We start from the raw sequence: 26,964 nt of genomic DNA, 5'->3' as shown, positions 1-26,964 counted from the left end.
ATGACGGAAACCGGGCGCCCGGAACGCCGCCGCGGGGAGCACCGCTCAACCGCGGCCAATCGCAAGCGGATCCTGGATGCCACCCTCCAGGTCGCGCACGAATATGGCTATCAGGGCACGACCATCCCGCGCGTCTCGCTGAAGGCCAATCTGCCCACCGGCAGCGTCTATTGGCACTTCGAGAGCAAGGACATCCTGTTCGCCTCGCTGATGGAGGAAAGCAGCATCTGGCTGCAGGAGTTCCATGCGAAGCGCCGCCCGCTGCCGGGCGAGACGACGCGCCAGCACCTGGAGCGCATCTATTGCCACACCGACGACGGCCAGTCGGTCGCGGCGCATGATTTCTGGCGGCTGGGCGTGATCCTGACCGTCGATCAGTCGGTGCGCGAGCAGATATCGCGCCAGCGCTTCCTCGACCTGCGTCAGGCGGTGATCGCGGAATATACCTCCTGGTACCGCCAGACGCTGCCCGCCGAAATCCAGCAGCGATGCCCGGAGCGCGCGCGCAAGCTGGCGAAGTTCACGCTGATCTGCGCGGACGGCAACCTGATCATGAACGCCGCGGGCGATAGCCTGCCGGGCTATCTGCGCATGGCGGGGCTCGGCCTGATCGCGCTGGCTGAGGCCGATCCGGCCACCTTCCCTTAAGCGCCCAAGCGGGCGGGAAAGCTTCCGCCCGCACTTCACACGCCGCCACGATCAGCCGCCGCCCTCCGGAGCGGGGCGTTTCCACATGCCTTCGCCGCGGCGGCGCCAGGCAGAGAATGCGCCCGGGGAATACGCAAATGTCCTTACTACGGACACAGAATAAGAAAGGGTCGCGACCTTTGGCCTTTCCCGTTGACTCGAATGGAGCCGCTGGATACCCCGTCAATGTGACCACTAATGTAATCAAGTTCAAGATAAAACGGCAATTTTTGTAGTATATTGTAAGTATAAATTGCCGTGCGATCCTGAAATTTACTGTGATAGCGCGACATAAACGATAAGAAACTTGCGAATATGGGGAGGGTCTGGTGCTAAACGGCAACATTAAATGGATCAGGGCTGGGGTGAGCTGCGGCGCCATTGCTTTCGCGGCGCTGGCGGTTTCTCCGGCATGTGCCCAGCAGGCGGACGAGAGCGCGCAGAGCGGCATCGAGGAGATCGTCGTCACCGCGCAGCGCTCCGAGACAAAGCTTCAGGATACGCCGCTTTCGATCGTCGCGGTCGGCGGGGACCAGCTTGAAAAGCAGGGCACCGACAGCCTGAGCGGCTTCGACACCTTCATCCCGAACGTCACGATCGGCGGCACGGCGGCCCAGGGCAACGCGATCATCAACGTCGCGATCCGCGGCATCGGCGGCGCCCCCCAGGGCTTCGTGACGCAGGAAGGCGCCGTCGGCATCTATGTCGACGATATCCTGTTCGCGCGTCCCAACGGCGCGCTGCTCGACCTGCTCGACGTCGAGCGCGTGGAGGTGCTGCGCGGGCCGCAGGGCACGCTGTTCGGCCGCAACACCGCGGGCGGCGCGATCCGCTATGTCTCCAAGGCGCCTTCGGACAAGCTGGAAGGCTCGATCAAGGCGGTTGCCGGATCGCGAGACCGCTTCGAAGTGTCGGGCATCCTCAATCTGCCGCTGGCCGAGGGGCTGGCGACGCGCCTGGCCTTCGCGAAGAAGAGCCGCGACGGATATGTCCACCGCATCATCGACGACACCTATGTCGGCGGCGGCGATTCCACCACGATGCGCGGCCAGCTCCGCTGGGAACCGGCGGCCGGGCTGGAGATCAACCTTACCGGCGACCTGATCCGTACCAGCGACAACGGCCAGCCGACGCTTTCGGTCAATTTCTCGCCGACCGATCTCTATCCGGCCCAGCTCTACGGCGTGGCCATCCCGGGCGATCCGGCGCCCAATCCCGCGATCTACAATTCGATGCGCGCGCTGGCGCCGCTCTCGGTATCGCCCTCGGGCTATACCAACGCCGCGGCCGATTTCGCCTATTACTACGGGCAGGTCCAGGGCGGGTACGAAGTCTATGGCGGCCTGTTGCCCGATGTGAACAAGTTCCGCAGCTATGGCCTGTCGGGCACCATCGCCTATGATCTGGCCGATATGCTTACGGTGAAGTCGCTGACGGGCTATCGCAAGATTTCCCAGATTCAGAACCAGGATTGGGATCGCACCCCGATCCCGCTGGTCCAGCTCAACGACACGACCGATATCGAATATCTGACCCAGGAGCTGCAGCTCAACGGATCCTTCTTCGGCGACAGCCTGAAGTGGGTCAGCGGCGTGTTCTACTATTGGGATGACTCCACCAACGTCCGCCGCCGTTTCGATCCCTCCGCCGGTGCGAACAGCGCCTTCAAGGGCGATACCGGCAAGGGAACCTACGAAAGCAAGCGCATCAAGACCGAGAGCATCGCGGTCTTCACCCAGGGCACCTACAACATCACCAGCGCGCTCAGCGCCACGCTGGGCCTGCGCTGGGGCAAGGATAGCAAGGACTTCACCTCCTTCCGCGAAGGCCGCGGCCAGGTCTGCATCTCGGGCGGGTCGGTGGTGGCCGCGGTGGGCAGCCCGGCCAGTTGCCCGGCCGGATCGGTCTCCACGCCCAGCGCGCAGTCGGTGAGCGACAACTGGTCCAGCGTGTCGCCGCGCGTCAGCCTCGATTACCGCTGGTCGCCGGAAGTGATGACCTATGTCTCTGCGGCCAAGGGCTACAAGGGCGGCGGCTTCAACGACAGCCTCCAGACGCGCTGCTATCGTTCGCCGCTCGCGAACTGCGGCCTCAACCAGTATGATGACGAGAACCTGTGGACCTATGAGTTCGGCATCCGCAGCGATCTGTTCGATCGCAAGGTGCGCCTGAACATCACGGCGTTCCTCACCAAGTACAAGGCGCAGCAGATCCAGCTCGCCGATCCGGGGCCGCCGCCGCTCGTCTATACCGTCAACGGCGACTCCACCGTGAAGGGGCTTGAGGTCGAATTCCTCGCCGCTCCCACGACGGGCCTGATCCTGAAGGCGAACCTGGGCTATGTCGACGCGACCTATGACCAGGACATCCGCGGCGCCAGCGGCACGGTGGCGATCACGCCGGATGTGCCCTTCTATCGCAGCCCGAAATGGTCCTACTCGCTGGGCGCCAGCTATGAAGTGCCGGTGGGCGATGCGGGCGATGTCTCCTTCGATCTCAACTGGGGCTGGAAGGACAAGCAGTTGAGCTATCCCAGCCCGACCAACTTCGTCGAGCTGCCGTCCTATGGCCTGCTCAACGGGCGCGTCAGCTTCGCGGCGAAGGGCGGCTGGACCGTCTCGCTGTTCGGTAACAACCTGACCGACAAATATTATCTGACCGGCGGGTTCGATCCCAGCGGGCCTTCCAGCAAGCCCACCACCGGCCTGAGCGGCGTACCGCACGACCGCGTGTTCGGCTTCACGATGCTCGACATCGGCCGCCCGCGCGAGCTGGGCATCGAGGTCGGCTACAAGTTCTGATCTGCCCCGCGCAGACTGGAGCACAGGCGGGGCGGTCCGGATGCGGGCCGCCCCGCTTTCATTTCGCGGCATGCGCGGCGTGCCGCCGGAAGGATGGGCGATGATCGATCGAAGAGAATTCCTTCATGGCGCGGGCGCGGCCGGGGGGCTGCTGGCGGCGGCGGGCGCGGCTGCGCGTCCGGCATCGCGCCCCGCCGCGCGGCCGGCGCGCGATGCGATCGAGGATCTGGCCGATTACATGCTGGACACGCGCTTCGCCGACCTGCCCGATGCGGTGCTGGCGGTCACCCGCCGCCAGCTTGCCGATACGGTGGCGGTGGGCATCGCCGGCCGCCATGAGGATGGCGTGCGCCAGTTGCGCGATCTTGCCGCCGAAACGGGCGGCAGGGGCGAAAGCGTGCTGTGGGGCAGCGGCCTGCGCGTCCCCGCCCAGGATGCCGCGCGGGTCAATGCGGCGATGGCGCATGCGCTGGAATTCGATGACACCTTCGGCCGCGGCTTCCTGCATCCGGCGGTGATCACCTTCCCGGCGGCGCTCGCGGTTGCGGACATGGCGGGCGGTATCGACGGCCGCGAGTTCCTGGCCGCGGCCACGCTGGCGATCGATGCCGCCTGCCGGATCGCGCTGTCGTCCCAGCCGGGCGTGGACGGCTTCGCCACCGGCTGGCACAACACCAGCCTGGTCGGATATCTGACCACCGCGATGCTGGCGGCGCGGCTTATGCGGCTCGATCGCGCCCGCATGATCGATGCGGCCGGCATCGCCTATCATCAGGCCGCCGGCAACGCCCAGTCGCATATCGATGGCGCGCTGACGAAGCGGCTGGGGCCGGGACTGGCGTCGGCCGCCGGCGTGTTCGCGGCCCGGCTGGCCGCGCGCGGGGTCAGCGGCCCGCATGCCGTGCTGGAGGGCGAGAAGGGCTGGTATCGCCAGTATCACCGCGGGAATTATTCGCGGGAACTGCTCCTCGGCGGGCTGGGCAGCCGCTTCCCGGCGATGGAGACGGCGTTCAAGCCCTGGCCGTCGTGCCGGGGATCGCATACCTCGGCCGATGCGGCGCTCCGGCTCGTGGCGGATCACGGGCTGCGTCCCGGGCAGATCGATCGCATCCTGATCCGCAATGGCCCCGCAGAATGGCCGTTCCTCAGCAACCCGATCGATCGCAAGCGGCGCCCGGCCAGCGTGGTCGAGGCGCAGTTCAGCATCCCCTGGGTGGTCGCGGCCGCCTTCGTGGACGGCAAGGTGCGCCTCGCCCAATTCACCCCGGATGCGCTGCGTCGCGACGACATATTGGCGATGGCGCAGCGGATCGTCACCGAACAGGACGATGGACTGGCTGGGGCGGGTGGCGGCCCGGGGCAGGCGGAGATCGCGGTCACCACGCGCGATGGCAGGGTGCTGCGTCAGCGCGTCGCCGAAGCGAAGGGCGATCCCGGCGCGCCGATGACAGCGGCGGAGACCGCGGCCAAGTTCGCCGACTGCGCCGATTATGCAGGCATCGGCCCGGATCGCGCCGGGGCGCTCCGCGGGCTGCTGGAGCGCATCGATACGCTCGACGACATATCGCGGCTCACGGCGGCGATGGCGGTGCCGGACTGATCCCGGTTCGCCCCGCCGCGCTGCGCCTCGCGGCGGGCGGCGGCGGGGCAGGGGGGATTCAGCCCGCGGGCAGCAGCACGCGGTCGAAGAAGGCGCCCAGCGCGGCGTGCGCGTCGAACGGCAGGATCTCCGCCACGAACTGGTCCGGCCGCACGATCACCAGGCATCCGTGCGTGCGATCGATCCCGCGCATGTCGAACACGTCCTGCCCGTTCTTCAGATCGGGGCAATAGACCTTCTCATAGTCGGTCAGGCCATAGCGGCCCTTCGCCGGGAACAGGAAGCGGGGCAGGTCGCCCGGCGCGATATCGCGATGGCCCTGCTGGAGCACCGCGATCGTCTCGATCACGCTGTCCGGATCGGCGCCGGCGGGGGTGTGGCGCAGCACTGGCGACGCCGGGTCCTGGCCCAGGAATGCGCACAGCCGGTCCAGCGCCGATCCGGGCTGCGCCGGGTCCGCGCCGGGGGCGAAGGCGAAGATGCGCCAGCGTCCGTCCGCCTTGACGATATGGCCCAGATGCACCGGCTTCGCGTCGGCCAGCCGGATCGACGGCGCCGAATGGAAGCGCATGCCGATGGTCAGCCCGTGCGCCAGCGCCTGGTGCGCGCCGTCGCCGACGATCGCCGACGGCCGGTAATGGACCGAGGTGCCCGCGGTGAAGCGCCCGTGCTTGACGAAATATCGCTGGAACTCCGCGGGATCGACACCTTCGCCGTCGGGATCGTTCGCGTCCCGCGGCGGCGCGCTGAACATCTTTGCGAATTCTCTATCGAAATCAATCAGTTCCTGGGCAATCGCGCGCCGCTCGCTGGAATAGCTGTGCAACAACTCCCCCCGCGCCCGCCCGCGCAGAACCGCCGCAAGTTTCCATCCCAGGTTGAATCCGTCGGCGATGGATACGTTCATTCCCTGGCCCGCCTTGGGGCTGTGCGTGTGGCAGGCATCGCCGGCAATGAAGACGCAGGGCAGCATCTCCGCCTCGCTGCCCGCGGGAACATCGTCATATTTGTCGCAGATGCGCTGGCCGATCTCGTACACCGACCACCATGCGACCTCATGCACCTCCAGCGTATAAGGGCGCAGGATGCGGCGCGCGGCAGCGATCAGATGCTCGGGCGTGATCTTGCGGCTGGCGATGCGTTCGTTCTCGGCGAGCTTGTCCAGCTCGATATACAGCCGGACCATATAGCCGCCCTCGCGCGGGATGATCAGCACGCTGCCCTCGTTCGCCGAATGGATTGCCGCCTTCATCCGGATATCGGGAAAGTCGGTGACGGCGAGTACGTCCATCACGCCCCATGCCTGGTTGGCGGAATCGCCGCGCAGTTCGCGTCCGATCGCGCCGCGCACGAAGCTGCGGGCGCCATCGCACCCGACCGCATAGCGGGCGCGGACAGTCTCGATCTCGCCCGAATGCGCCGGATCGGTCCGCTCGAACCGCGCGGTGACCGGATAGCCGGACGAATCCGCGCGATCGATGGTCAGTTCGATCAGGCGGCGCTCGTAATAGGGCTCGTTCCGGCCGGGGGCGTTTCGCATCACCTCGAGCAGGAAATCATGGACCCGCGCCTGGTTGAGGATCAGATGGGGGAATTCGGACAGGCCGTCCTCGGTATCCTGGATGCGCCCGCTGCGTGCGATATGCTCGCGGTTGTTCTCGCCGGGCTTCCAGAAGCTGGTTTCGTTTACCCAATAGGCTTCCTTCATCACCCGCTCGGCAAAGCCGAACGCCTCGTACATTTCCACCGACCGGCAGGCGATTCCGTCGGCCTGGCCGATTTCCAGCGGCCCGGACTTGGCCTCTGCGATGGCGGTGCGGATGTCGGGAAAGGCGGATAGCTGCGCCGCCAGCGTCAGCCCGGTCGGGCCGCATCCGACGATCAGCACATCCAGCTCCGCCGGCATGCCCGCGGTGCCCTGCCGCGCGTCCGCCGCCGCCGGAGAGACGAACGGGTCGCCGGGATAGAAACCGTTGAGGTAGAATTGCATTGGCCTCTCCCATCGCCGGCGCAAGGCCCGGCCCAAACGATATTGTATGTATACTTACTATATATCCGAGGGCAGCCCGGACGTGGCCGCTGTCCGCCAAGCGGACATGCCGGCGGAGATGTGCCGCCGCCGCTGCGCAGCCTTCAGCCGCCCGCCCAGGGCAGCGGCTTCTTCCACGGCACGGCGGTGCGGTCCCAGGCGGAGATGCTGAAGCGGTGGAACTTCCACTCCCCGGCCTCCCGGCGGCATTCGCAGGTGAAATAGCCCAGGCTGCGTACGCCGCGCGTGCCCTTCTGCGAGTTTCCGTTGAAGTGCGTCGCATAGGCGAAGACGATCCAGCCGCCGTCCGCCGGCACGAAACGGAACTGGCCCGCCTGGTGCATCCAGGCGTCGTCGCCTTCACGGTCGCGCAGGCCGATCAGCATGCGGAACCATTCGAGGATCGCCGCGCGGCCGGCATATCGCGTGCCCTTGCCCACGACCACCGCACCGGCGGTGAACAGCGTGGCGAACGCATCGGCGTCTCCGCAATCGAACGCCCATAGATAGCTGGTGAAAAGATCCTCGATCGCAAGCCGGTCCTCCACCTTCGGCCGCCGGGCGCGGGCCGGGGCGGCCGTGGCCGGCATGCCCGCCGCCGCGATTGCGACAAGGCCGGCACCGGCGAACGCCCGCCTGCCGATGCCCGTCGCGGGGGGATGATCGGACTGCGGCGAATCGGGCATCGGTATCTCCTGACGCTGGCGCATTCTGAAATTAGAATGTATACATACTAAATATGGCGCGGCAAGGATCCGGACGCCGGGGAGTTGCAAAGACGGCGGATGCGAACCTATCCCGATCCCATGAGCCTGACGCGACTCACCGCCATGCCCGGCCACCTCATCCGCCGGGCGCAGCAGGTATCGACCGCGATATTCGCCGAAGAGCTTGCCGATGCGGAATTGACCTCGGTCCAGCTCATCTCGCTTGCCGCCATCGCCGAGCGGCCGGGCCTCGATGCCACCACGCTCGCGGAGCTGATCGATTTCGACAAGGCGACGATCGGCGGCGTGCTCGACCGGCTGGAGCGCAAGGGGCTGGTTCGCCGCTCGGTGAGCCCAAGCGACAAACGTGTGAAGGAACTCGCGGCGACACCGGCCGGGCGTGCCTTGCTGGCGGCATCGATGCCCGCGGCGGAACAGGTGCAGGTGCGCCTGCTCGCGCCGCTCAGCCCGGCCGAGCGCGAGGATTTTCTGCGGATGCTGCGCCTCGTCACCGCGGCTTCACAGGATTGAGCGGAATCGCGCCGCTCCCCTGTCCGTTAGCCGGGCAGGGCCGCATTTCCGATTTATCCCTGCCCCGGCGCGATGGTATCCGGCGGAAATAACGGCGGCCGGCGTCAGGCATGGCGCCCTGTGCGGGGGGAGGTTGATGGTCACGGTCAAGCGGTCGAGCCTTAGGCTTGTGTCGATCGCGCTGGGGCTGGTGTTCACCGCCGCAGTCTATTGCACGATGCATTATGGCTTTCCCTGGGACTGGAAGGCTCCGGGCACGGGAAAGCTGCCACGCGAGATCGTCGCCGGCTTCATGGCGCAGGCCTATGACCGCGGCCGGGGTGCTCAGGCGGTGCGCGACTATTTCGTCCCCGGTGCCGCCGACGATGCGCCCGGCGCGCAGGACCGGCGCGACGGCGTGCCGATACCCCATGAGATCCGCTCGGTTGTCGCGCAGGGGACCACGGTGGTGGTGTTCCACCGGATCGCCGCGGCGCGCGGGGAGGCGGCGGCGGACGTGATCGACCTGTTCGTGACGGTCAACGGCCGCATCATCCGCCGCGAACGCTATCCGACCCGCTTTGTCTCGCGCTGAGCGATGCCGATGCCCGCGCAGGAGTTTGCCGCATGACCAATCGCAAGGACGTTGACGACCGGATCGAGCTTGCGCTCGACGCCGATACGCTTTGGAAGGGCGCGGTCACGCTGATGCGGCTGTTCCTGGGCGCCTGGATGGTGGTTAGCGGCTACAGCTACTGGGCACCGCACTTCGGGCTGCTGCCCGCCTTTCCCCAGCCGCTCGGCACGCTGCCGGCGTCCAACCAGATGCTGGTCACCCTGATCGACATCGGCCTGTTCGATTTCGTCAAGACGATCGAGATAATCGGCGGCCTTTGCCTGATATTCGGCATATTCGTGCCCGCCGCGGTGCTGCTGCTGCTGCCGGTCTCGGCGATGGTGTTCTACAACGCGATCTTCCTGAACCTGCGCACGGACCGGCTGTTCAATCCCACCTATATGGGCGTCACCTGCCTGTACATGAACGTCATCGTCGCGCTGTCCTATGTCCGTTACTATGTGCCGATGCTTTCCTTCCGCTCGGAACCGGGCAGCGTAAAAGATATCGGACAGATCGCGCACCTGATCGATACGAGAAGTGATCGCGCGAATTCATAATCAGGGTCCAGCACGTTATCAGGAGAGTGGCGTGGCGAACGATACACCGACTTATTACATCATAACCTGGATTCGGATATTCTTCGGGGCGCATCTGCTATTCTCGGGCGGGCGCTATATCCTGACCGGATACGTCCCCGAAATCCCCGGAATCGGCGGCGAATGGGCCGCGGCGAACACCGCCATAGGGGTGTATCAGGCGATCAAGTACATGGAGTTCTTCTTCGGGATCATGCTGCTCACGAACCGCTTCGTGCTGCTGGCGCTGATCCTGGAGATGCCCGCCACGGTGAACATCTTCTGGTTGAACACCTTCGTCGTCGCGACGCCGCGCCAGTTGTTCACCGGCCCGCAGGAACTGTTCCTCAACGGTGTGCTGCTGCTGGCGTACAGCGGCTATCTGGGTGCCGCGCTCAAGCCGCGGCTCGATCCGCTGTGGCTGTGGCATTCGGACCGGGCGCTGAAGGACAATTACGCGGAAACCATCCGTGCGGAGGGCTCGAAATGATCGGCAGGAACGAGATGATCGCCATCGGCGCGTGCGTGATCCTCACCCTCGCGGTGTTCGTCGGCTCGACCGGTCTCGGCTATGCGATCTACCGGCCGCTACGCGACTATGACATCTTCTCGCTCAGCTTCGCCTGGGCCGGCTTCGCCTTCTACATGTGGAGCGCGAAACGGGGCGGCGGGCGATGATGCCGCGGCTGTCCGCGGTCGCGGGGCTGCCGCTCCTGGCGGTGCTGCCGCTGGCGCTCGCCGCCTGTCAGAAGGGCGAGCTGCCGGCGGAAAGCCGGTGCGCGATGTACTGGGATTATTATTACAACGCCGGCCTGGGAAAGCCCCCGGCGGAGCGGCAGAAGGCTGAGGGTGTCAGGTTCGACGACATCCGCGCGATCGTCGCCGCGGATCCCTCGGCAAAGACCCGCGTGTGCCAGAAGATTCTGAAGGACGCCTTCCCGGATGATCCGGTCCTGACGCGGGTTCAGGGGGCGATTCCGCCCGCCACACAATGATCCTGCCGCGCCGGAACAACGCCGGCGCGGTCCTTTGCCAACCATGACCTGCCAGCATCTAGCATATTGCCAAAGAGCCGTTTTTGACCACTTGTAGAATGGCGACTCTAGAGTTAATAAACGAATCAGGCGGAGGGGTTAGAGAACATGATTCGGTCCATGGCCTATCTTGGTTTGGGCACCCCTGCGGCGGCCGAATGGGCGGCGTTCGGCGCCGGTATTCTGGGCCTGCAGGCCATCGAGCGCGGTGAGGATGGTGCGCTTCGCTTCCGCATGGACGATGCGGAATGCCGCCTGTGGGTGCATCCCGGCGAGCGCAACGACATCGCCTATATCGGCTGGACGCTGGCGGACGAGGATGCCGCGGCCGCGCTGGGCAAGCGGATCGAGGCTGCGGGGCTCCCGCTCACCCGCGCCACACCCGGCGAGGCGCGCGCACGGTGTGTCGCCGGCTATTACTGGTTCACCGATCCCGCGGGCTTCCGGCAAGAGCTGACCTGGGGCCAGTTCCTGTCGCCCGCCACATTCCAGCCGGGCCGCCCCATGAGCGGCTTTCGCACGGGTGATCAGGGGATGGGCCACATCGTCCTGCTGGTGCCCGATCTCGCCGTCTGCGACCGCTTTTATCGCGAAGCGATGGGGTTCAACATATCGGACCGTATCGTCGACGGCAGCCGCGAGCTGCTCTTCTATCATTGCAACGGGCGGCATCATTCGCTGGCGATCGGATCGCCCGGGCCGGGCATATCCGGCGCGCACCACCTGATGCTGGAGGTCAACGCGCTCGACGATGTCGGTATCGCGGTCGATCTTTGCGGCGAGCGCGGCTTTCCGGTCAGCAAGTCGATCGGCTGCCACACCAACGACCGGATGGTTTCGGCCTATCTCTTCTCCCCCTCGGTGTTGCGCATCGAATATGGGGTGGGCGGGGTCGCGATCGATGATCTGTGGGAGCCGAAATCCTATTCGCGAACGTCGATCTGGGGGCACCATGAACTGCGCCCCGATCTGCCGCCCGCGATGATCGTCGAGCGCTGATCGCGTGTCCGCGCTCGCGCAGGCAGCAGCCCCTTGCGATGCGGATCGCATCCCCGGCGACCTGTTTCGCCGGGTGCTGGGCAATGTGCCGACCTCGGTCGCGATCGTCGCGGGGATGGACGCGGAGGGTCCGTTCGGCGTGGTGATCGGTTCCCTGGTGTCGATCTCGCTCGATCCGCCGCTGGTAGGGCTGTTCGTCGACAATGGGTCGCGCACGTTGCCCCGGCTGCTCGCCTCCGGGTGGCTGTCGATCAACGTGCTGGCAGCGGATCAGGAGGGCTATTGCCGCGAATTCGGCCGCAACGTGGAGGCGCGCTTCCAATGCGGCAACTGGACGCCCGGCTGTGGCGCCGCGCCGCGCCTGGGCTCGGCGATCGCATGGATCGAGGGGCGGGTCGAGCGCGCCGCGGCGATCGGCGATCACCGCCTGATCGTGGTCGAAGCGCGCGCGATGCAGCAGAATCCGGACCGTGCGGATGACGGGCCGCTGGTCTTCTTTCGGGGTGGATTTGGTTTGTGATGCCGTCGCGGGCGCACGGCCGCCCGCGCGGAATGATCTGGAGAATGTCATGGAACTCACGAAGATCGGCGGGACGGATATCAAGCGTCCCTCCACGTTCGAGGAGGTACGCGCGCGGATCGATGCGGTCCTGCCCGCGCTGGCCGAACAGGCGGGCGCGTGCGACGAGATGGGGCAGTTGACACCCGCGGTGTACGAGCTGCTGCGCGACAGCGGCATCGTCCGCGTGTTTCAGCCGCGCGATCACGGCGGAATCGAGGGTGACCCGGCCGAGTTCGCGCGCCTGATCATGGATATCTGCGCCGAGGCGCCCTCGGCCGGCTGGTGCTCGGGCGTGGTCGGGGTCCATTCGTTCGAGTTCGCCCAGGCCGATCCGCGGCTTCAGGAGGAGGTATGGGGCGCCAATGTCGATACCTGGACCGCGTCGCCCTATGCCATGCTCGGCCGGGCGAAGCGGGTCGAGGGCGGCTGGCGGTTCACCGGCCGTTGGCCCTTCTCTTCGGGCACCGACTGGTGCGACTGGGTAGTGGTCGGCGGGCTCGCCGAGGCGGCGGACGGATCGCGTCCCGGCGAGTTCGTTGAGGTCAACCACTTTGTCATGCCGCGCAGCGACTATGTGATCCATCAGGATAGCTGGGATACGATGGGCCTGCGTGGGACGGGGTCCAAGGATGTCGAGGCGGTCGACGTGTTCGTTCCCGACTATCGCGTGATCAACGTCAGGAAGCTCAACGAGCGCGGCTATTACCGCGAGAACCGGCCGAACTCGCGGCTCTATGAGATGCCATTCGATTTCGTGTTCCCCGGCGTGATATCCGCCGCGACGATCGGACTGGCCGAGGGCGTCGTGCGGCGCTTCCGCGAATATTCCGAGAACCGGGTGAACCGGGGCGGGATCAAGTCGATCGACAATCCCTATCAGATGGCGGCGCTGGGGGCGGCGCTGGCGGATATCGCGGCATCGCGCCTGCACCTGCTGGACGACATGCGCCGCGCCTATGACGTTGCGCTTTCGGGCGGCCATGTGACGCTGGAGATGCAGCATGAGGCGCGCCGCAACCAGGTGCGCGCCGTGCGTCGCGCGGCGGAAGCGGCGCACAGCGTCTTCTCCAACGTCGGCGGCAACGTCGCGCGCAACTCGAACCCGATCCAGCGCTTCTATCGCGACATGTCCACGGCGATGTGCCACGCCTGCAACGTCGATCAGCCGGTCTATGCGGCGCAGGCGAGCTTCCTGTTCGGCAAACCGATCCCGCCCGGCATCATCGTCTGAGGCCCCGCACCTTGGCACGCGAACGTTTGCATCAGGGGGATCGGCCATGACATCCGACGCTATCCGCCGGGAGGTGCTGGCGGCTTGGAACGCGCATCATCTGGCGCCGCTGTGGCTCAGCCCCACGGCCCACCGGCCGCCGCCTCCGCCGCAGGAGGCGCATCTGTGGCAATGGGCGAAGACCCGGCCACTGCTGGAGCATGCGTTCGCCGAGACCTCGCCCGAAGTCGTCGAACGGCGGGTGTTGCAGTATCTTACGCCCTACGCGCGTTCGGCGGAGGACGAATATACCGTCGGCACGATGCTGTGCTGCGTCCAGTGCCTGCTCCCGGGGGAAACAGCGCGGCCGCATCGCCATTCGATGGGCGCGCTGCGCTTCGTGCTGGAAGGCAGCGGCGCGCAGACGCTGGTCAACGGCAAGCCATGCCCGATGGAATATGGCGACCTGATCCTGACTCCTGCCTGGTGCTGGCACGAACATCGCCATGACGGCGACGCGCCGGTGCTGTGGCTCGACGTGCTGGATGTGCCGCTGCACAGTTATCTCGGCACCGCGCGGTTCCAGCCGGGGCCGGTGGTGGATCAGGCGCCGGCCGTCCCCGACGCGGCGTTCGCGGCCGCCGGTTTCGTGCCGGTGGAGATCGGCGCGGGGGGCGCGCATGCGCCGGTCTTCCGCTATGCCTATGCCGATGCTTGCCGGGCGATCGCGGCCGCACCTGCGGCAGCCGACGGGTCCCGCACGATACGCTACTCCAATCCGCTCACTGGCGGACAGGCGCAGCCCTTCCTCGATTGCACGCTGACCGCGCTGGAGGCCGGGCGGCCGACGGCCGGGGTGCGCAGCAACGCCAGCATCGCCTGCGTGGTGGTGGCGGGGGAGGGGCGGTCCCAGATCGGCGGCAAGGCGCTGGAATGGCGCCAGAAGGACTTCTTCATCATCCCCCGCGGCAATGCCGCCAGCCATATGGCGACCGGCGGCGGCGCCCAGCTCTTCATGCTTTCCGACCGGGACGTGCTCGATCGCCTCGGGCTGCTCGAAGAAGTCCCCGCCTGATCGCGACCTGATAGGACAGCCGATGCGAATTGCCCTTTTCGATGAAGGCCGTCTTGGCCTGGTGCAGGACGGCCTGGTGTACGACGTGAGCCCGGCGCTGGGCGCGCTGCCCCCGCGCGAGCGGCCGTGGATGGCGATGCGTGGCGATCCGCTGATCGCGAACCTGGACGTGCTGCGGCCGGCGATCGCGGCGGCGCTGCCGTCCGCGCCGGCGAAGCCCGTGGCGAAGGCCCGGTTCCTCTCGCCGGTCCAGCATCCTACCAAGATCATCGGCGTGCCGGTGAACTACCACGAGCATGTCGTCGAGGCGGAGGGCGATGTGGCCACCTTCTCGGACCGCTTTCGCGGATCGATCGAGCAGCAGGGTTTTTTCCTGAAGGCGGTAAGCGCGCTGGTGGGGCCCGGGGAGGGCATTCGACTGCGCTTCCCCGATCGGCGCAACGATCATGAGATGGAGCTGGGCGTGGTGATCGGCCGGACCGCGAGCAACATCGCGGCCGAAGACGCCATGTCGGTGATTGCGGGATATGCCATAGCGCTCGACATGGTGGTGCGCGGGCCGGAGGACCGGAGCCTGCGCAAGTCGGGGGACGGCTATGCGGTGCTTGGCCCCTGGCTGGTGACCCGCGACGAGATCGCCGATCCCGAGGCGCTGGATTTCCACCTGCACGTCAACGGCGAGCCGCGCCAGGCCTCCAACACCAGCCGCATGATCATGAAGCTGGCAGAACAGATCGCCTATGCCTCGCGCTTCTATACGCTCCATCCGGGCGACATCATCATGACCGGCACGTGCGAAGGCGTGGGGCCGGTACTCCCCGGCGACGTCATCTCCTGCGCTATCCAGGACATCGCGGAGATGACCGTCGCCATCCATCCCGAATACGCCGGCTGAAGGATTCCCGCGTGAGCAAGCTGCAACTCTCCGTCGCCGTCGGCAACTATGATCGCTGCCGCCCCCTGTTCGACGGCGATGTCCGGATCGACGGTGTGGACCCCGTCTTCATGCAGCTTTCGCCCGAGGAGATATTCTTCCGCGCGTTCCGCAACGCGGAGTTCGACATCTGCGAGCTGTCGCTCTCCTCGTCGGTGGTGAAGACCGCAAACGGCACGCTGCCCTATGTCGGCGTCCCGGTGTTCCTGTCGCGCATGTTCCGGCACTCCGCCTTCTATGTCCGCAAGGACCGGATCAAACGGCCCGGGGACCTGCGCGGCAAGAAGGTGGGCCTGCCCGAATATCAGCTCACCGCGATGGTATGGATCCGCGCCTTCCTGGAGCAGGACTATGGCGTTGCGCCGGAAGAGATCACCTGGGTGCGCGGCGGCATTTCCGACGCCGACCGGCCGGAGAAGATCGCGCTGGACCTGCCGCCGTCGATCCGGCTGATCGACGCGCCGCCGGGCAAGACCATCTCCGCGCTGTTGGCGGAGGGGGAGATCGACGGCTACATCGCCCCGCGCGCGCCGGATATCCGCGGCGGCGCATCGGAGAATATCGGCTGGCTGTTCGACGATCCGATGGCGGAGGCGATCGCCTATTACCGACGCCGCGAGATCTTCCCGATCATGCACATCCTGGGCGTTCGCCGCACCATCGCGGAGGCGCATCCGTGGCTGCCGGGCGCGGTGTTCAAGGCGTTTGCGGAGGCAAAGAATCTGTGCCTGGAACGGCTGCTCGAAACCTCCGCGTGCAAGATCACCATGCCGTTCGCCGACGAGCGTCTGCACCACGACATGGCGCTGATGGGCCGCGATTTCTGGACCTATGGCATCGATGGGAACCGCCATGTGCTGGACGATTTCCTGGCCCAGCATCACCGGCAGGGGCTGTCATCGCGCCGGGTGACGATCGAGGAGCTGTTCCACCCCGCGACCTTCGAGCAGTTCACGATCTGAGGGAGGCGGGGCCGGGTGGAGCGGCGCCCGCGCCCTCCGTTCAGCCGCGCGCGCCGATCATGTCCAGTGCGACATCGACGATCATGTCCTCCTGTCCGCCCACCATCCGGCGGCGGCCCAGCTCCACCAGGATCGCCCGCGTATCCACGCCATAGTCGGCGCTCGCCTTTTCCGCGTGGCGCAGGAAGCTGGAATAGACCCCGGCATAGCCCAGGCTCAGCGTCTCGCGGTCCACGCGCACGGGGCGGTCCTGGAGCGGCCGGATCAGCTCTTCCGCCGCGTCCATGAGCTTGAACAGGTCACAGCCGTGGTTCCAGCCCTTGCGCGCGGCGGCGGCGACGAACACCTCCAGCGGCGCGTTTCCGGCGCCCGCGCCCATCCCGGCCAGCGAGGCGTCGACCCGGATCGCGCCCGATTGCACCGCGACCAGGCTGTTGGCGACGCCCAGCGACAGATTGTGGTGGGCATGCACGCCGCGCTGGGTTTCGGGCTTCAGCACGCGGTCATAGGCTTCGAAGCGCGCGCGATACCCGTCCATGTCCAGCGCGCCGCCGCTGTCGGTGACATAGATGCAGGTGGCGCCATAGCTCTCCATCAGCTTCGCCTGCCGCGCCAGTTCGTCCGGCTCGATCATGTGGCTCATCATCAGGAAGCCGACGGTATCCATGCCCAGGTTGCGGGCCGCCTCGATATGCTGCCTGGCGACATCCGCCTCGGTGCAATGGGTGGCGATGCGCACCGAGCGGACGCCCAGCGCATAGGCCTGCTTCAGGTCGTGGACCGTGCCGATCCCGGGCAACAGCAGCGTGGTGACCACCGCCCGTTCCACGGCGTCGGCCACCGCCTCGATCCATGCCCAGTCGGTCTGCGCGCCGAAACCATAGTTGAAGGACGATCCGTTAAGCCCGTCGCCATGGGCGATCTCGATGGCGTCCACGCCCGCATCGTCCAGCGCGCGGGCGATCGCACGGACATGATCGATGCCATATTGGTGGCGGATGGCGTGCATGCCGTCACGCAGCGTCACGTCCTGAATGTACAGCTTGTCCACGGCGGGATCGACGGGCATCACGCAGCCTCCCTTTCCAGCCGCCGCGCGGCGATCCGCTCGGCCGTGGCGAGGCCTGCGGAGGTCATGATGTCCAGGTTGCCGGCATAGGCCGGCAGATAATGGGCCGCGCCCTCCACCTCCAGGAACACGCTTGTCTTGATCCCCTCGAAACTGCCCAGGCCCGGTATACGGACCGGGTTGTTCGATCCGAAGCGCTCGAACTGCACGCGCTGCTTCAGCCGGTATCCGGGGACATAGGCGTTCACCCGCGCCACCATCTCTACGATCGCCTGTTCGATGCAGGCCTCGTCGGCGCCGCTGGAAAGCGTGAACACCGTGTCGCGCATGATCATCGGCGGCTCGGCGGGGTTCAGGATGATGATCGCCTTGCCCCGGGCGGCGCCGCCGACCCGCTCGATCGCGGTGCTGGTCGTCTCGGTGAACTCGTCGATGTTGGCGCGCGTGCCCGGCCCGGCCGACTTTGACGCGATGGAGGCGACGATCTCCGCATAATGGACGGTGGCGACCGATGAGACCGCCGCGACGATCGGGATCGTCGCCTGTCCGCCGCAGGTCACCATGTTGAGGTTGGGCGCGTCGATATGCGCGTCGCCGTTGACGACCGGTATCACATAGGGGCCGATCGCCGCCGGGGTCAGATCGATCATCACCTTGCCCGCGCCGGTCGTCACCTCGCTGTGCCGCCGGTGCGCCCCCGCGGAGGTCGCGTCGAACACGATGCCGATGTCCGGCCAGACGTCGAGCTTCTGGAGCCCATCGATCCCCTCATGGGTGGTGGCGACCCCCATGCGCGCGGCCCGCGCCAGCCCGTCCGACGCCGGATCGATGCCCGCCAATGCGGCCATCTCCAGCCGCTCCGAGTTTCGCATGATCTTGATCATCAGATCGGTGCCGATGTTGCCCGATCCGATGATCGCGGCCTTTACCTTCCGCATCGCTCAGGCCCCCACCGAAAAGGAAACGCTTCCCAGTCCGCCGATCGCGGCGGTCAGCCTGTCGCCGGGGGCGATGGCGACCATCGGGCCAAGCGCGCCCGTGAGCACGATGTCGCCCGCGCGCAGCGGGGTGCCGTTCGCCACCATCACGCGGGCGAGCCACGCCGCGGCCTCCAGCGGATGGCCCAGGCATGCGGCGCCGGCCCCCAGCGAGACCAGTTCGCCGTTGCGCTCCAGCGCCATGCCGCAGGTGTAAAGGTCCAGTCCTTCCAGCCCATGGCGTTCGCTGCCCAGCACGAAGAAGGCGGAGGAGCCGTTGTCCGCCACCGTATCGGCAAAGCTGATTTTCCAGTCGGCGATGCGGCTGTCGACGATCTCGATCGCGGCGACCGCGCATTCGGTGGCCGCGGCGACTTCTGCCCGTCCAGCGTCCGGCGCGGTGATATCGGCGTTGAGGATCAGCGCCACCTCCGCCTCCGCCTTGGGTTGCAACACGGAGGCGGCGGGAAGCACGCCACCATCGGGGATCTCCATGTCGCCGAACAACACGCCGTAGTCCGGCTGGTCGACGCCAAGCTGCGCCTGCACGGCCTTGGCGGTCAGCCCGATCTTGCGGCCGACGATGCGGCGGCCCTGGCCGGTCCAGAAGCGGGTGTTGATATCCTGCACGCGATAGGCGCCCGCGCCATCGCCTGGCTCCAGCCCGTCGCGCAACGGCGCCACCGCCGCGCCGGCATAGGCAGTGCGCAGCCGCTCGGCCATGCCCTCGGGGCTGCTGTCTAGCTCTGTCGCCATCTCACTCTCCTCGTCGCGCAGATTAGGGGAGGGCCACGGGCGCGGGAAGCTTGATCGGGACCGTTAAGCTCATAATGTGAGCATATGGAATCGAGAACATCCTCGCTGGCCGGCGCCCGGTCGATCGCCCGTGCTCTGGATCTGGTCGAGGCGCTCACGCACGATGGCGGCCGCCAGCCGGCATCGCAGGTCTGTGCCGCGATGGGGCTCGCGCCCTCTACTGGGCGGCGGCTTGTCGCGCTGCTGGCCGATCGCGGGTTCGTCGCGCGGATCGGGCGCGGCCGCTACGCGGGTGGCCCGGTGCTGACCCGCCTGGCGGCCCAGGTCGTGCCGCACCGGCACCTGATCGAACAGGCCCGCCCGCGCCTGGCACGGCTCGCGGCGGCGTTCGGCGGCACCGCGCATCTGGGGATGCTGGAGAACGACATGGTGACCTATCTGGTCAAGACCGGGGGCCATGCCGTCTTCACGCGCGAGAGCGAACAGTTGGAGGCCTATTGCACCGGCATCGGCAAGGCGTTGCTGACCGGGTTGTCCGAAGATCGCATCGCCGCCTATCTGCGCGGCGATTTCGTCCGGCTTACGCAGCGCACGATCACCGATCCCGCCGCGCTGAAGGCGGAGATCGATCGTTCGCGAAGGCGCGGATATGCGATCGACGATCGCGAGATGGCGGACGATCTGGCCTGTGTGGCGGTGCCGCTGTGCGTTGGCGAGGGGCAGTTCGCCATATCGCTCTCCGGCGATCCCGGCGGCTTTGCGGGCTTGGGATTCGAGCGCTGGGCACGCCGGCTGCGTAGCTGCGCGCACGATATCGCGGCGCGCTTCGCCGCTGCGGCGGGCGAGGTCCGGGCCACGGTTGCCACGGAATCCCCTGTCCCCTGAAAGTTTGCACCGGCATCGCCCCGGGCGCTTGTCCGCACGCGGTTTGTAGCGTAGCACCTCGCATAATTGACTAACAAAATATGCTACCACGTTTGGGGCGTGGGCGAGGGAGGAGCGATGACGCCGATGGCACCCGAGCAGCGGGGGGGCGCGCGGCCCGACGTGCGCGCGATCGCGTCGCTGTTCATTCTCGCCGCGATCGTCGGGCTGAACACGGTCGATCGCAATATGTTCGGCCTGCTGCTGCCGTCGATCCGGGCGGATATCCCGCTGTCCGACGCCAGCCTGGGCTTCCTGATGGGGCCGGCTTTCGTGATCGTCTATTCCACGATGGGCATTCCGCTTGGCTGGCTGGCGGATCGCACTAGCAGGCGCGGGATCATCGCGAGCGGGCTGGCCTTCTGGAGCCTGGTCACCATCGCCACCGGCTTCGCGGGCAGCTTCGCCACGCTGCTGGTCGCGCGCATGGCGCTGGGCGCTGGGGAGGCCAGCAACATGGCGCCCACCTCGGCGCTGATCGGGGACACGTTCAAGGGCCGCTCGCGCGTGCTGGCGATGTCCGTGTTCGCGGCGGGCGGGCCGCTGGCGATGATGGCCTGCTATCCGATGATCGGCTGGATCGTCGCGAACCATAGCTGGCGGATGGCATTCTTCACGATGGGCGCGATCGGGCTGGCCGTTACGCTGGTCATGCTGGCGGTGGTGCGCGAGCCCGAGCGCAGCGTGGCGAAGGCGGATGCCGACGCGCTGCCGATCCGCGCCGCGGCAATCCAGGCGCTGCGGTCGCCGCCCTTCTGGCTGATGGTGATCGCCGGCACGCTGCTCAACATCAACTATTCGGCCATGGTGATGTGGCTGCCGACCTTCATGACGCGGGTCCACGGCCTGGGCGCGCAGGAGACCAGCCTGCTGCTGAGCGCCTACAAGGGCGGCGTGGGTGTGATCGCCACCTTCGCAGCCGGATTCCTGGTGGCGTTCCTGATGCGCTACGACCGGCGGTGGCTGGCCTGGGGGCCGGTGCTGTGCTGCGTGGCGATGGTTCCGGCGCAACTCATGCTGCTGCTGGCTCAGGAGCCGCTGTGGTGGCACATCGGGCTGGCGATCGAGACGGCGGCGATGGCGGCGACCACCCCGTGTACCTTCCCGCTGGTGCTGGCGTTGCTGCATCCGCGCATCCGGGCGACGGGCATGGGAATCTATCTCTTCTTTTTCGGCCTGATCGGGCAGAGCGTGGGGCCGTGGCTGGTGGGCAGGCTCAACGACGGGCCGATGGCCGGATTCGGCGAGCTGGCGGTGCGCTATTCGCTGCTGACCGCGCCGGTCGCCATCGCGGCCGCGGCGGTGTTCTTCATCATGCTCGGCCCGGCGATCAGCCGGATCAGCACGGAAGAGGAGGCCGCCTGACCTTCGGGGCCGGCGCGGGAAGGAGCTAGGAGAAGGCTATGGCATCGTGGTCACGTTGGAAGCGCACAGGCGGCGCGGCGGGCGCGCTGATCGCGGCGCTCACGTTCACGGCGGCCCCGGCCGCGGGGCAGGCGGCGGGGCAGGACCTGCGGCTGACCTATGCCATGGCCCAGGCGGGGGGCGAGCAGATCCCCTATCGCGTCTACCTGCCCGCCGGATGGACGCCGGAGCGGCGCTGGCCGCTGGTGGTGGTACTGCACGGCTATGGCGGCACCGCCGACGCGCCCTTCACCGATGCCGGCGGCAAGCTCCAGCAGGAGGCGGAGAAGCACGGCTTCGTCGTGGTCTCGCCCAATGGCTATAACGGCATGGCTGATTACGGCGCGAACCTGCCGCTGCCGCGCACGCTCGGCCGCGGGAACAAGCCGCTGGCCATGACGCCGCAGGCCGAAAGCGCGCTGGCGGAGGCCGACGTGCTCAACGTGCTGGCGCGTGCCAAGGCCGATTACAGCATCGATCCGCAGCGCATCTACCTGATGGGCAATTCGATGGGGATGACGGGCGTGCTGCATTTCGCGCGCAAGATGCCCGATAGCTGGTGTGCGATATCGCCCAGCGACGGGCCGCCCTGGCGCGACTATCCGGTGGAGGCGCTGCGCACCATTTCCGGCGTGCTGTTCGTCAACGGCGGGAAGGACGATATCGCCAAGCCTGCGGATATCGAGGCGCTGGCGGCGCGGGCGAAGGCGGCGGGCGTCAACGCGCGGGTGCATATCGTGCCGGAGGGGACGCATGCCTCCGCCTGGGTCGATTATCTGACCGAGACCTTCGCTTTCTTCGCCGCTAGCGATTGCGCCCGATGAGCCGGTTCGCCGCAACGATCAGGGCCGCCGCCGCACTTCTCCTGTGCCTGCCGCATGCGGCGCGCGCGGGGGAGGGGCCGGTCGTCGTGACCGCCGATGGCCCGGTGCGGGGCACGGTGGCGGATGGTGTGCTGAGCTTCAAGGGCATTCCCTATGCCCAGGCGCCCACGGGGGACCGCCGCTGGCGCCCGTCGCAGCCGCCCGCGCGCTGGAAGGCGGTGCGCGATGCGGCGCGCTTCGCCTCGGATTGCCCCGGCGCCTTTCCCGATCGCGCGCGCATGTCGGAGGATTGCCTGTACCTCAACGTCTGGACCGCCGGGACTGGCGCCAGGGCGAAGCGGCCGGTGATGCTGTGGATCTATGGCGGCGGCTTTCGCGGGGGATCGGCGGCGATCCCGCTGTTCGACGGGGCGGAGCTGGCGCGCAGGGGCGTGGTACTGGTCAGCTTCGGCTATCGCACCGGCCCGCTGGGCTTCCTCGCGCTGCCGGAACTGAGCGCAGAATCACCGCATGGATCATCCGGCAACTATGGCATCCTGGATGCCGTGGCCGTGCTGCGATGGGTGCGCGCCAATATCGCGCGTTTCGGCGGCGATCCGGGCAACGTCACCATCGCCGGCCAATCGTCGGGATCGGAGACGGTCAACATCCTCACCGCATCGCCGCTGGCGAAGGGGCTTTTCCACCGTGCGATCGGCGAATCGGGTTCCTCGTTCGGCGTCCGCCGCGCGCCGCCGCTGGCAGAGGCGGAGCGGCTGGGGCTGGCGCTGATGCGCGATCGGGGCGCGGCGAGCCTGGCCGATCTGCGCACCTTGCCGTTCGACAAGCTGATCGCGAGCGACGCGGAGAAGTTCGAGCCGAATATCGACGGCTGGCTGTTGCCCGCCGATGTCCACGCGATCTATGCCGCCGGGCGCCAGAACGACGTGCCGATGCTGATCGGCAATACCGCGCAGGAATTCGGCCGCCCGCCTGCCATCACCGCCGAAGCGCTGCGCACGGATATCGCGCGCGAATATGGCGCGCTGGCCAGCGCGGTGGCGGTTGCGCTGGGCGAGGGTGATCCGACCGACCTGCGCTGGATGCTCACCAACCGCGAATGGGGCGATTTCCCCGCAGCCACCTGGTCCGGGCTTCAGGCGCGGACGGGCCGGGCACCGGTCTATCGCTACCTGTTCGATTATGCGCCGCCGGTATCGGACGGCCGTCCGCGCATTGCCCGCCATGGTGCGGAACTGGGATATGTCTTCGGCACCCAGCCTCCTGCCGCGGCCGATGGCGATACCGTGGCGGACACGCGGATACGCGCGCTGGTGCCGGGCTATTGGATCAACTTTATGCGCACGGGCGATCCCAACGGCCCGGGCCTGCCGGTCTGGAAGCCGCTGGGCGCGGCGCCGGGGCAATACCTGCGCTTCGGCACCGATGGCGCGGCGGAGACGCTCGCGCGCGATGCGGCGCTGATCGGACTGATCGGCCGCCGCCACTATGGCGCGACGGGTTCCGGCGCGAAGGAATGACAACGGGCGGTGCGCCGGATCGGCGGCCGCGCATGCGATGGCGAGGGAGAGGAACGATGCGGAACCGGATCGCGGCGGGGCTGGCTATGCTTGCCGCCATGGTGGCATTCGCGGCGGACGGCGCGGCGGCGCTGGCGGGGGTGCAGGCGGCGCCCCGGCCGCCCGTGGTGTTCACCCCGCTGCCCGAACGCGCGGAAATCCTGCCGGTGATGGGTTGCGACGCGCTCGCGGCGCAGAATTTCCTCGGCATCGAGGGCGCACCCGCCCGCATCACCGCGACCGAGCTGCAGACCCGTGAGAACGGGCGGCAGTTCTGCATGGTGAGGGGCATCATCGCGCCGCAGATCCAGTTCGAGTTCCACCTGCCCCTGCGCGGCTATACCGGCCGCTATCTCCAGGGCGGATGCGGCGGTGCGTGCGGCGTGATCTACAAGACCGTCTCGCCCTCGTGCGACAATCAGGTTGCCTTCGACGGCGCCTTCGCGGTGAGCTTCAACAACTCCGGCCACGTCGGGCCTGCGCCGATGGACACGCTGTGGGCGGCCTATGACCCGCAGCTCAGGATCGATTTCGCCTATCGTGCGGCGCATGTGATGGCCGTCACCGCAAAGGAGATCCTGGCCGTCTATTACGGCAGCAAGCCCGCCTATTCCTATTTCATGGGCTGCTCGAACGGCGGACGCGAGGCGATGATGGAGGCGCAGCGCTACCCCGGCGATTTCGACGGGATCGTCGCGGGCGCCCCTGCGCTGTGGATCACGGGCGGTGTCACCCGCATTATCCACGAAGCGCGTATCGCCCGCGACGAGGCAGGGCAGCTCATCCTGACCCAGCGTTCGACCGAGATATTGCACAAGGCGGTGATGGCCGCGTGCGACGGGCTGGACGGGCTGGTGGACGGGCAGATCGACAGCGCGCGCGCCTGCCGCTTCGATCCGCGCACGATCATGTGCAAGCCGGGGCAGGCGGAGGATTGCCTCACCCCGCGTCAGGCGGAGGTCATGGCGGCGCTTTATCGCGGCGCGACCGACGCCCAGGGCAGGCAGCTCTTCTTCGGCGGTGAGCCCTATGGCTCGGAGCTGCTGTGGGCGCAGCCGGGCAGCTTCCTGTTGCGCGGATCGGATCTGGCGGCGAACCAGATCAAGTTCATGATCTATGGCGGCGAGAGCCATCAGGACTTCGACTGGCAGAGCTGGGCGCCCGGCAAGGCCGAGGTGGCGGACCTGATGGAAAAGGGCGGATATTACAACGCCAACAATCCCGATCTCTCCGCGTTCAAGGCGTCGGGCGGCAAGCTGATCATGTGGCAGGGAGAGGCGGACAACGCCGGCGGATCGCACATCCTGCAGGATTATTACCAGAACGTCCGCGACACGATGGGCGGCTTCGCGGGAACCCATCCCTTCCTGCGCGTCTATTTCCTGCCGGGGGTCTATCACTGCTCCGGCGGCTACATAGCCTATGAGCACGACATGCTGGGGGCGATCGTGACCTGGGTCGAACGCGGATCGGCGCCGGACGCGATCGTCGGTGCCGCGGTCCTGGCCGATGGCAAGGTCCGCACCCGCCCGGTCTATCCCTATCCCGTGATGGCCAAGTACAAGGGCAAGGGCGACATCAATGCCGCAGAGAACTTCAAACCGGTGCGGCCGAAGCAGGAGCCCAACGACCACTTCGACTGGGTGGGCGCCGGCATGACCGGCGGCGCCCCGCCGAAGGGACGGTGACGTTCAGCCCGCGGCGGGCGTGCGCAGGCGCATGATCTCCACCATGTGGCCGTCCGGATCCTCGACGATCGCGGCGAAATAATCGGCGCCGATCTCCGGATGGGCCGAGGGCGGGGTTACGCTGCGCCCGCCCGCCGCCACCGCCGCGTCATGCACCGCCGCCACCTGCCCGGCGGTGGTGCAGCCGAATGCGAAATGGGCGTTGCGGGTGATGTTCAGGAACGGCTGGTGCTCGGGCGATTGCAGCCAGAATTCGCCGCGCTCCCTGCCGAAACCCACCGCCTGTGGCAGCAGATCCCAGATGCGCCGCATCCCCAGCGGCGCCAGCATGGCGTCATAGAATGCCGCGGCGCGGGGCACGTCCGCGACGCATAGCGAGGTATGGTACAGCATCGCGATCAGGCCGCCGGCTGCGGAGGCAGGTCGATCTGCCCCCATTGCCCCGCCGAATGGAGCGCGCGCATGCCCGCCCCGGCCAGCAGGTCGTGCGGGAAGCCCAGCACGATGGCACTCGCGGCGTCGAGCGCGGCGAGTTGCTCCGCATCCAGCCGCAGTGCGACGGCGCCCAGATTCTCCTCAAGCTGTTCTGCCGTTCGCGCGCCCAGGATCGGGATCAGCGGGGAACCGGGCAGCTCGCGGCTGCGCACCCAGGCGATCGCCACCTGTGCGGGCGTGGCCCCGGTCTGTGCCGCCACAGCCTCCACCGCATCGAGCAGCGCATCTTCGCGCTCCGGCGAGATCGCGCGCACCGCGCCGCCGCCGCGCTGGCGCCGTCCTTCCTCGCCGCGGCGGTATTTGCCGGAAAGCAGCCCGCCACCCAGCGGCGACCACACCGCCACCGCCATGCCCAGCGCCTGCGCCATCGGCAGGAATTCGCGTTCGGCGCTGCGTTCGGCCAGGCTGTATTCGATCTGCACGGCCGAAACCGGCGTCCAGCCGCGCATCTCGGCGATGGCGGCACCGCGCGAGATTCGCCAGGCGGGGAAATCCGATATGCCCGCGTAGCGCGCCTTGCCGGATCGCACCACATCGTCCAGCCCGCGCAATATCTCCTCCATCGGGGTCACCAGATCGGACAGGTGGACCCAGAAGATATCGACATAATCGGTGCCCAGCCGGCGCAGGCTGCCCTCGATCCCGTGCATCATCGCCTTGCGGCTGTTGCCGGTCTTCAGCAGCGCCTTGGCGCCGCCCGCGGTGGTGTATTTGGTGGAGACGGCAAAGGCGTCGCGGTCGCGAGCGATCAGCTTGCCAAGGTAGGTTTCCGCCTCGCCGTTCTGATATCCGTCGGCGCAATCGAACAGGTTGCCGCCGGCATCGACGAAGCGATCGAACAGCAGTTTGCTCGTTTCGAAATCGGCGCCCCAGCCCCAGGTCTGGCCAAAGGTGCCGGTGCCCAGCGCGACTTCGGATACGCGCAGGCCGGTCCTGCCGAACAGCTTGTAACGCATTGCTGTAA

At 67.3% G+C, this 26,964-nt stretch carries 27 protein-coding genes; 20 read left to right on the top strand and 7 right to left on the bottom strand.

All coding sequences use genetic code 11. The features are described from left to right. The 3 genes from OM513_RS13240 to OM513_RS13230 all read left to right on the top strand — a co-directional run bounded on the left by OM513_RS13240 (position 1) and on the right by OM513_RS13230 (position 5,088). Positions 1 to 648 (top strand): TetR/AcrR family transcriptional regulator, encoded by a 648-nt coding sequence (locus OM513_RS13240; RefSeq protein ID WP_264944900.1) that lies wholly within the window; start codon positions 1 to 3, stop codon positions 646 to 648. A 404-nt stretch (positions 649 to 1,052) separates the two neighbouring features. Next, positions 1,053 to 3,488 carry a TonB-dependent receptor gene (locus OM513_RS13235; protein ID WP_264944899.1) on the top strand — a complete coding sequence of 812 codons (2,436 nt, stop codon included), beginning with the start codon at positions 1,053 to 1,055 and terminating at the stop codon, positions 3,486 to 3,488. A 100-nt stretch (positions 3,489 to 3,588) separates the two neighbouring features. Beyond that, positions 3,589 to 5,088 (top strand): MmgE/PrpD family protein, encoded by a 1,500-nt coding sequence (locus OM513_RS13230; RefSeq protein ID WP_264944898.1) that lies wholly within the window; start codon positions 3,589 to 3,591, stop codon positions 5,086 to 5,088. Between the two features lie 58 nt (positions 5,089 to 5,146). Here OM513_RS13230 and OM513_RS13225 read toward each other — a convergent pair whose 3' ends face one another. Together OM513_RS13225 and OM513_RS13220 are read right to left on the bottom strand one after the other, a co-directional pair. Then, positions 5,147 to 7,078 carry an FAD-binding monooxygenase gene (locus OM513_RS13225; RefSeq protein ID WP_264944897.1) on the bottom strand — a complete coding sequence of 644 codons (1,932 nt, stop codon included), beginning with the start codon at positions 7,076 to 7,078 and terminating at the stop codon, positions 5,147 to 5,149. A 143-nt stretch (positions 7,079 to 7,221) separates the two neighbouring features. Then, positions 7,222 to 7,803: a nuclear transport factor 2 family protein gene (locus tag OM513_RS13220; protein ID WP_264944896.1), complete on the bottom strand. Its 582-nt coding sequence runs from the start codon at positions 7,801 to 7,803 to the stop codon at positions 7,222 to 7,224. Between the two features lie 120 nt (positions 7,804 to 7,923). Here OM513_RS13220 and OM513_RS13215 point away from each other — a divergent pair, with 120 nt between their 5' ends. From OM513_RS13215 to OM513_RS13160, 12 genes are all read left to right on the top strand, one after another. Then, complete coding sequence (locus OM513_RS13215; RefSeq protein ID WP_264944895.1) at positions 7,924 to 8,355, top strand: MarR family winged helix-turn-helix transcriptional regulator; 432 nt, start codon at positions 7,924 to 7,926, stop codon at positions 8,353 to 8,355. 136 nt (positions 8,356 to 8,491) lie between these two features. Continuing rightward, on the top strand, positions 8,492 to 8,929 hold the full coding sequence (locus OM513_RS13210; protein WP_264944894.1) for a hypothetical protein: 438 nt from the start codon (positions 8,492 to 8,494) through the stop codon (positions 8,927 to 8,929). Positions 8,930 to 8,961: 32 nt separating this feature from the next. Then, positions 8,962 to 9,510, top strand: coding sequence for a hypothetical protein (locus OM513_RS13205; RefSeq protein ID WP_264944893.1), 549 nt, complete (start codon positions 8,962 to 8,964; stop codon positions 9,508 to 9,510). A gap of 31 nt (positions 9,511 to 9,541) precedes the next feature. Further along, positions 9,542 to 10,018 (top strand): hypothetical protein, encoded by a 477-nt coding sequence (locus tag OM513_RS13200; RefSeq protein WP_264944891.1) that lies wholly within the window; start codon positions 9,542 to 9,544, stop codon positions 10,016 to 10,018. After that, complete coding sequence (locus tag OM513_RS13195; RefSeq protein WP_264944890.1) at positions 10,015 to 10,206, top strand: hypothetical protein; 192 nt, start codon at positions 10,015 to 10,017, stop codon at positions 10,204 to 10,206. The genes OM513_RS13200 and OM513_RS13195 overlap by 4 nt, the downstream gene beginning before the upstream one ends. Then, positions 10,203 to 10,523 carry a hypothetical protein gene (locus OM513_RS13190; protein WP_264944888.1) on the top strand — a complete coding sequence of 107 codons (321 nt, stop codon included), beginning with the start codon at positions 10,203 to 10,205 and terminating at the stop codon, positions 10,521 to 10,523. The genes OM513_RS13195 and OM513_RS13190 overlap by 4 nt, the downstream gene beginning before the upstream one ends. Positions 10,524 to 10,682: 159 nt before the next feature. After that, a complete protein-coding gene (locus OM513_RS13185; protein WP_264944887.1) occupies positions 10,683 to 11,561 on the top strand; it encodes a VOC family protein in 879 nt (292 codons plus the stop codon). Between the two features lie 4 nt (positions 11,562 to 11,565). After that, entirely contained in the window at positions 11,566 to 12,081 is a 516-nt protein-coding gene (locus OM513_RS13180; RefSeq protein WP_264944885.1) for a flavin reductase family protein, read from the top strand. 49 nt (positions 12,082 to 12,130) lie between these two features. Continuing rightward, positions 12,131 to 13,354 (top strand): acyl-CoA dehydrogenase family protein, encoded by a 1,224-nt coding sequence (locus OM513_RS13175; RefSeq protein ID WP_264944883.1) that lies wholly within the window; start codon positions 12,131 to 12,133, stop codon positions 13,352 to 13,354. Between the two features lie 46 nt (positions 13,355 to 13,400). After that, a complete protein-coding gene (locus OM513_RS13170) occupies positions 13,401 to 14,408 on the top strand; it encodes a cupin domain-containing protein (RefSeq protein ID WP_264944881.1) in 1,008 nt (335 codons plus the stop codon). Between the two features lie 22 nt (positions 14,409 to 14,430). Next, positions 14,431 to 15,303: a fumarylacetoacetate hydrolase family protein gene (locus tag OM513_RS13165; RefSeq protein ID WP_264944880.1), complete on the top strand. Its 873-nt coding sequence runs from the start codon at positions 14,431 to 14,433 to the stop codon at positions 15,301 to 15,303. Between the two features lie 11 nt (positions 15,304 to 15,314). After that, entirely contained in the window at positions 15,315 to 16,304 is a 990-nt protein-coding gene (locus tag OM513_RS13160; protein WP_264944879.1) for a substrate-binding domain-containing protein, read from the top strand. Between the two features lie 40 nt (positions 16,305 to 16,344). Here OM513_RS13160 and dmpG read toward each other — a convergent pair whose 3' ends face one another. From dmpG to OM513_RS13145, 3 genes are read right to left on the bottom strand one after another with little or no spacing between them, the layout of a single operon-like run. After that, positions 16,345 to 17,373 (bottom strand): 4-hydroxy-2-oxovalerate aldolase, encoded by a 1,029-nt coding sequence (gene dmpG / locus OM513_RS13155; RefSeq protein ID WP_264944877.1) that lies wholly within the window; start codon positions 17,371 to 17,373, stop codon positions 16,345 to 16,347. Then, positions 17,373 to 18,311 carry an acetaldehyde dehydrogenase (acetylating) gene (locus OM513_RS13150; RefSeq protein WP_264944876.1) on the bottom strand — a complete coding sequence of 313 codons (939 nt, stop codon included), beginning with the start codon at positions 18,309 to 18,311 and terminating at the stop codon, positions 17,373 to 17,375. The genes dmpG and OM513_RS13150 overlap by 1 nt, the downstream gene beginning before the upstream one ends. Positions 18,312 to 18,314: 3 nt before the next feature. Then, entirely contained in the window at positions 18,315 to 19,106 is a 792-nt protein-coding gene (locus tag OM513_RS13145; RefSeq protein ID WP_264944875.1) for a 2-keto-4-pentenoate hydratase, read from the bottom strand. 84 nt (positions 19,107 to 19,190) lie between these two features. Here OM513_RS13145 and OM513_RS13140 point away from each other — a divergent pair, with 84 nt between their 5' ends. The 5 genes from OM513_RS13140 to OM513_RS13120 all read left to right on the top strand — a co-directional run bounded on the left by OM513_RS13140 (position 19,191) and on the right by OM513_RS13120 (position 25,505). Next, entirely contained in the window at positions 19,191 to 19,991 is an 801-nt protein-coding gene (locus OM513_RS13140) for an IclR family transcriptional regulator (protein ID WP_264944874.1), read from the top strand. 117 nt (positions 19,992 to 20,108) lie between these two features. Beyond that, positions 20,109 to 21,395 (top strand): MFS transporter, encoded by a 1,287-nt coding sequence (locus tag OM513_RS13135; protein WP_264944873.1) that lies wholly within the window; start codon positions 20,109 to 20,111, stop codon positions 21,393 to 21,395. 38 nt (positions 21,396 to 21,433) lie between these two features. After that, a complete protein-coding gene (locus tag OM513_RS13130; protein WP_264944872.1) occupies positions 21,434 to 22,258 on the top strand; it encodes an alpha/beta hydrolase family esterase in 825 nt (274 codons plus the stop codon). After that, positions 22,255 to 23,778 (top strand): carboxylesterase/lipase family protein, encoded by a 1,524-nt coding sequence (locus tag OM513_RS13125; protein WP_264944871.1) that lies wholly within the window; start codon positions 22,255 to 22,257, stop codon positions 23,776 to 23,778. Before OM513_RS13130 ends, OM513_RS13125 begins: the two co-directional genes overlap by 4 nt. 56 nt (positions 23,779 to 23,834) lie before the next feature. After that, a complete protein-coding gene (locus OM513_RS13120) occupies positions 23,835 to 25,505 on the top strand; it encodes a tannase/feruloyl esterase family alpha/beta hydrolase (RefSeq protein WP_264944870.1) in 1,671 nt (556 codons plus the stop codon). Between the two features lie 3 nt (positions 25,506 to 25,508). On the opposite strand, the gene OM513_RS13115 is transcribed toward OM513_RS13120, so the two are convergent. Together OM513_RS13115 and OM513_RS13110 are read right to left on the bottom strand one after the other, a co-directional pair. Next, positions 25,509 to 25,943: a VOC family protein gene (locus OM513_RS13115; protein WP_264944869.1), complete on the bottom strand. Its 435-nt coding sequence runs from the start codon at positions 25,941 to 25,943 to the stop codon at positions 25,509 to 25,511. After that, positions 25,904 to 26,956: an aldo/keto reductase gene (locus OM513_RS13110; protein WP_264944868.1), complete on the bottom strand. Its 1,053-nt coding sequence runs from the start codon at positions 26,954 to 26,956 to the stop codon at positions 25,904 to 25,906. The genes OM513_RS13115 and OM513_RS13110 overlap by 40 nt, the downstream gene beginning before the upstream one ends. Positions 26,957 to 26,964: the final 8 nt, after the last annotated feature.

This window comes from Sphingomonas canadensis (genome assembly GCF_026013525.1).
GTDB lineage: Bacteria > Pseudomonadota > Alphaproteobacteria > Sphingomonadales > Sphingomonadaceae > Sphingomonas > Sphingomonas canadensis.
This window is presented reverse-complemented; position numbering and strand designations above follow the sequence as displayed.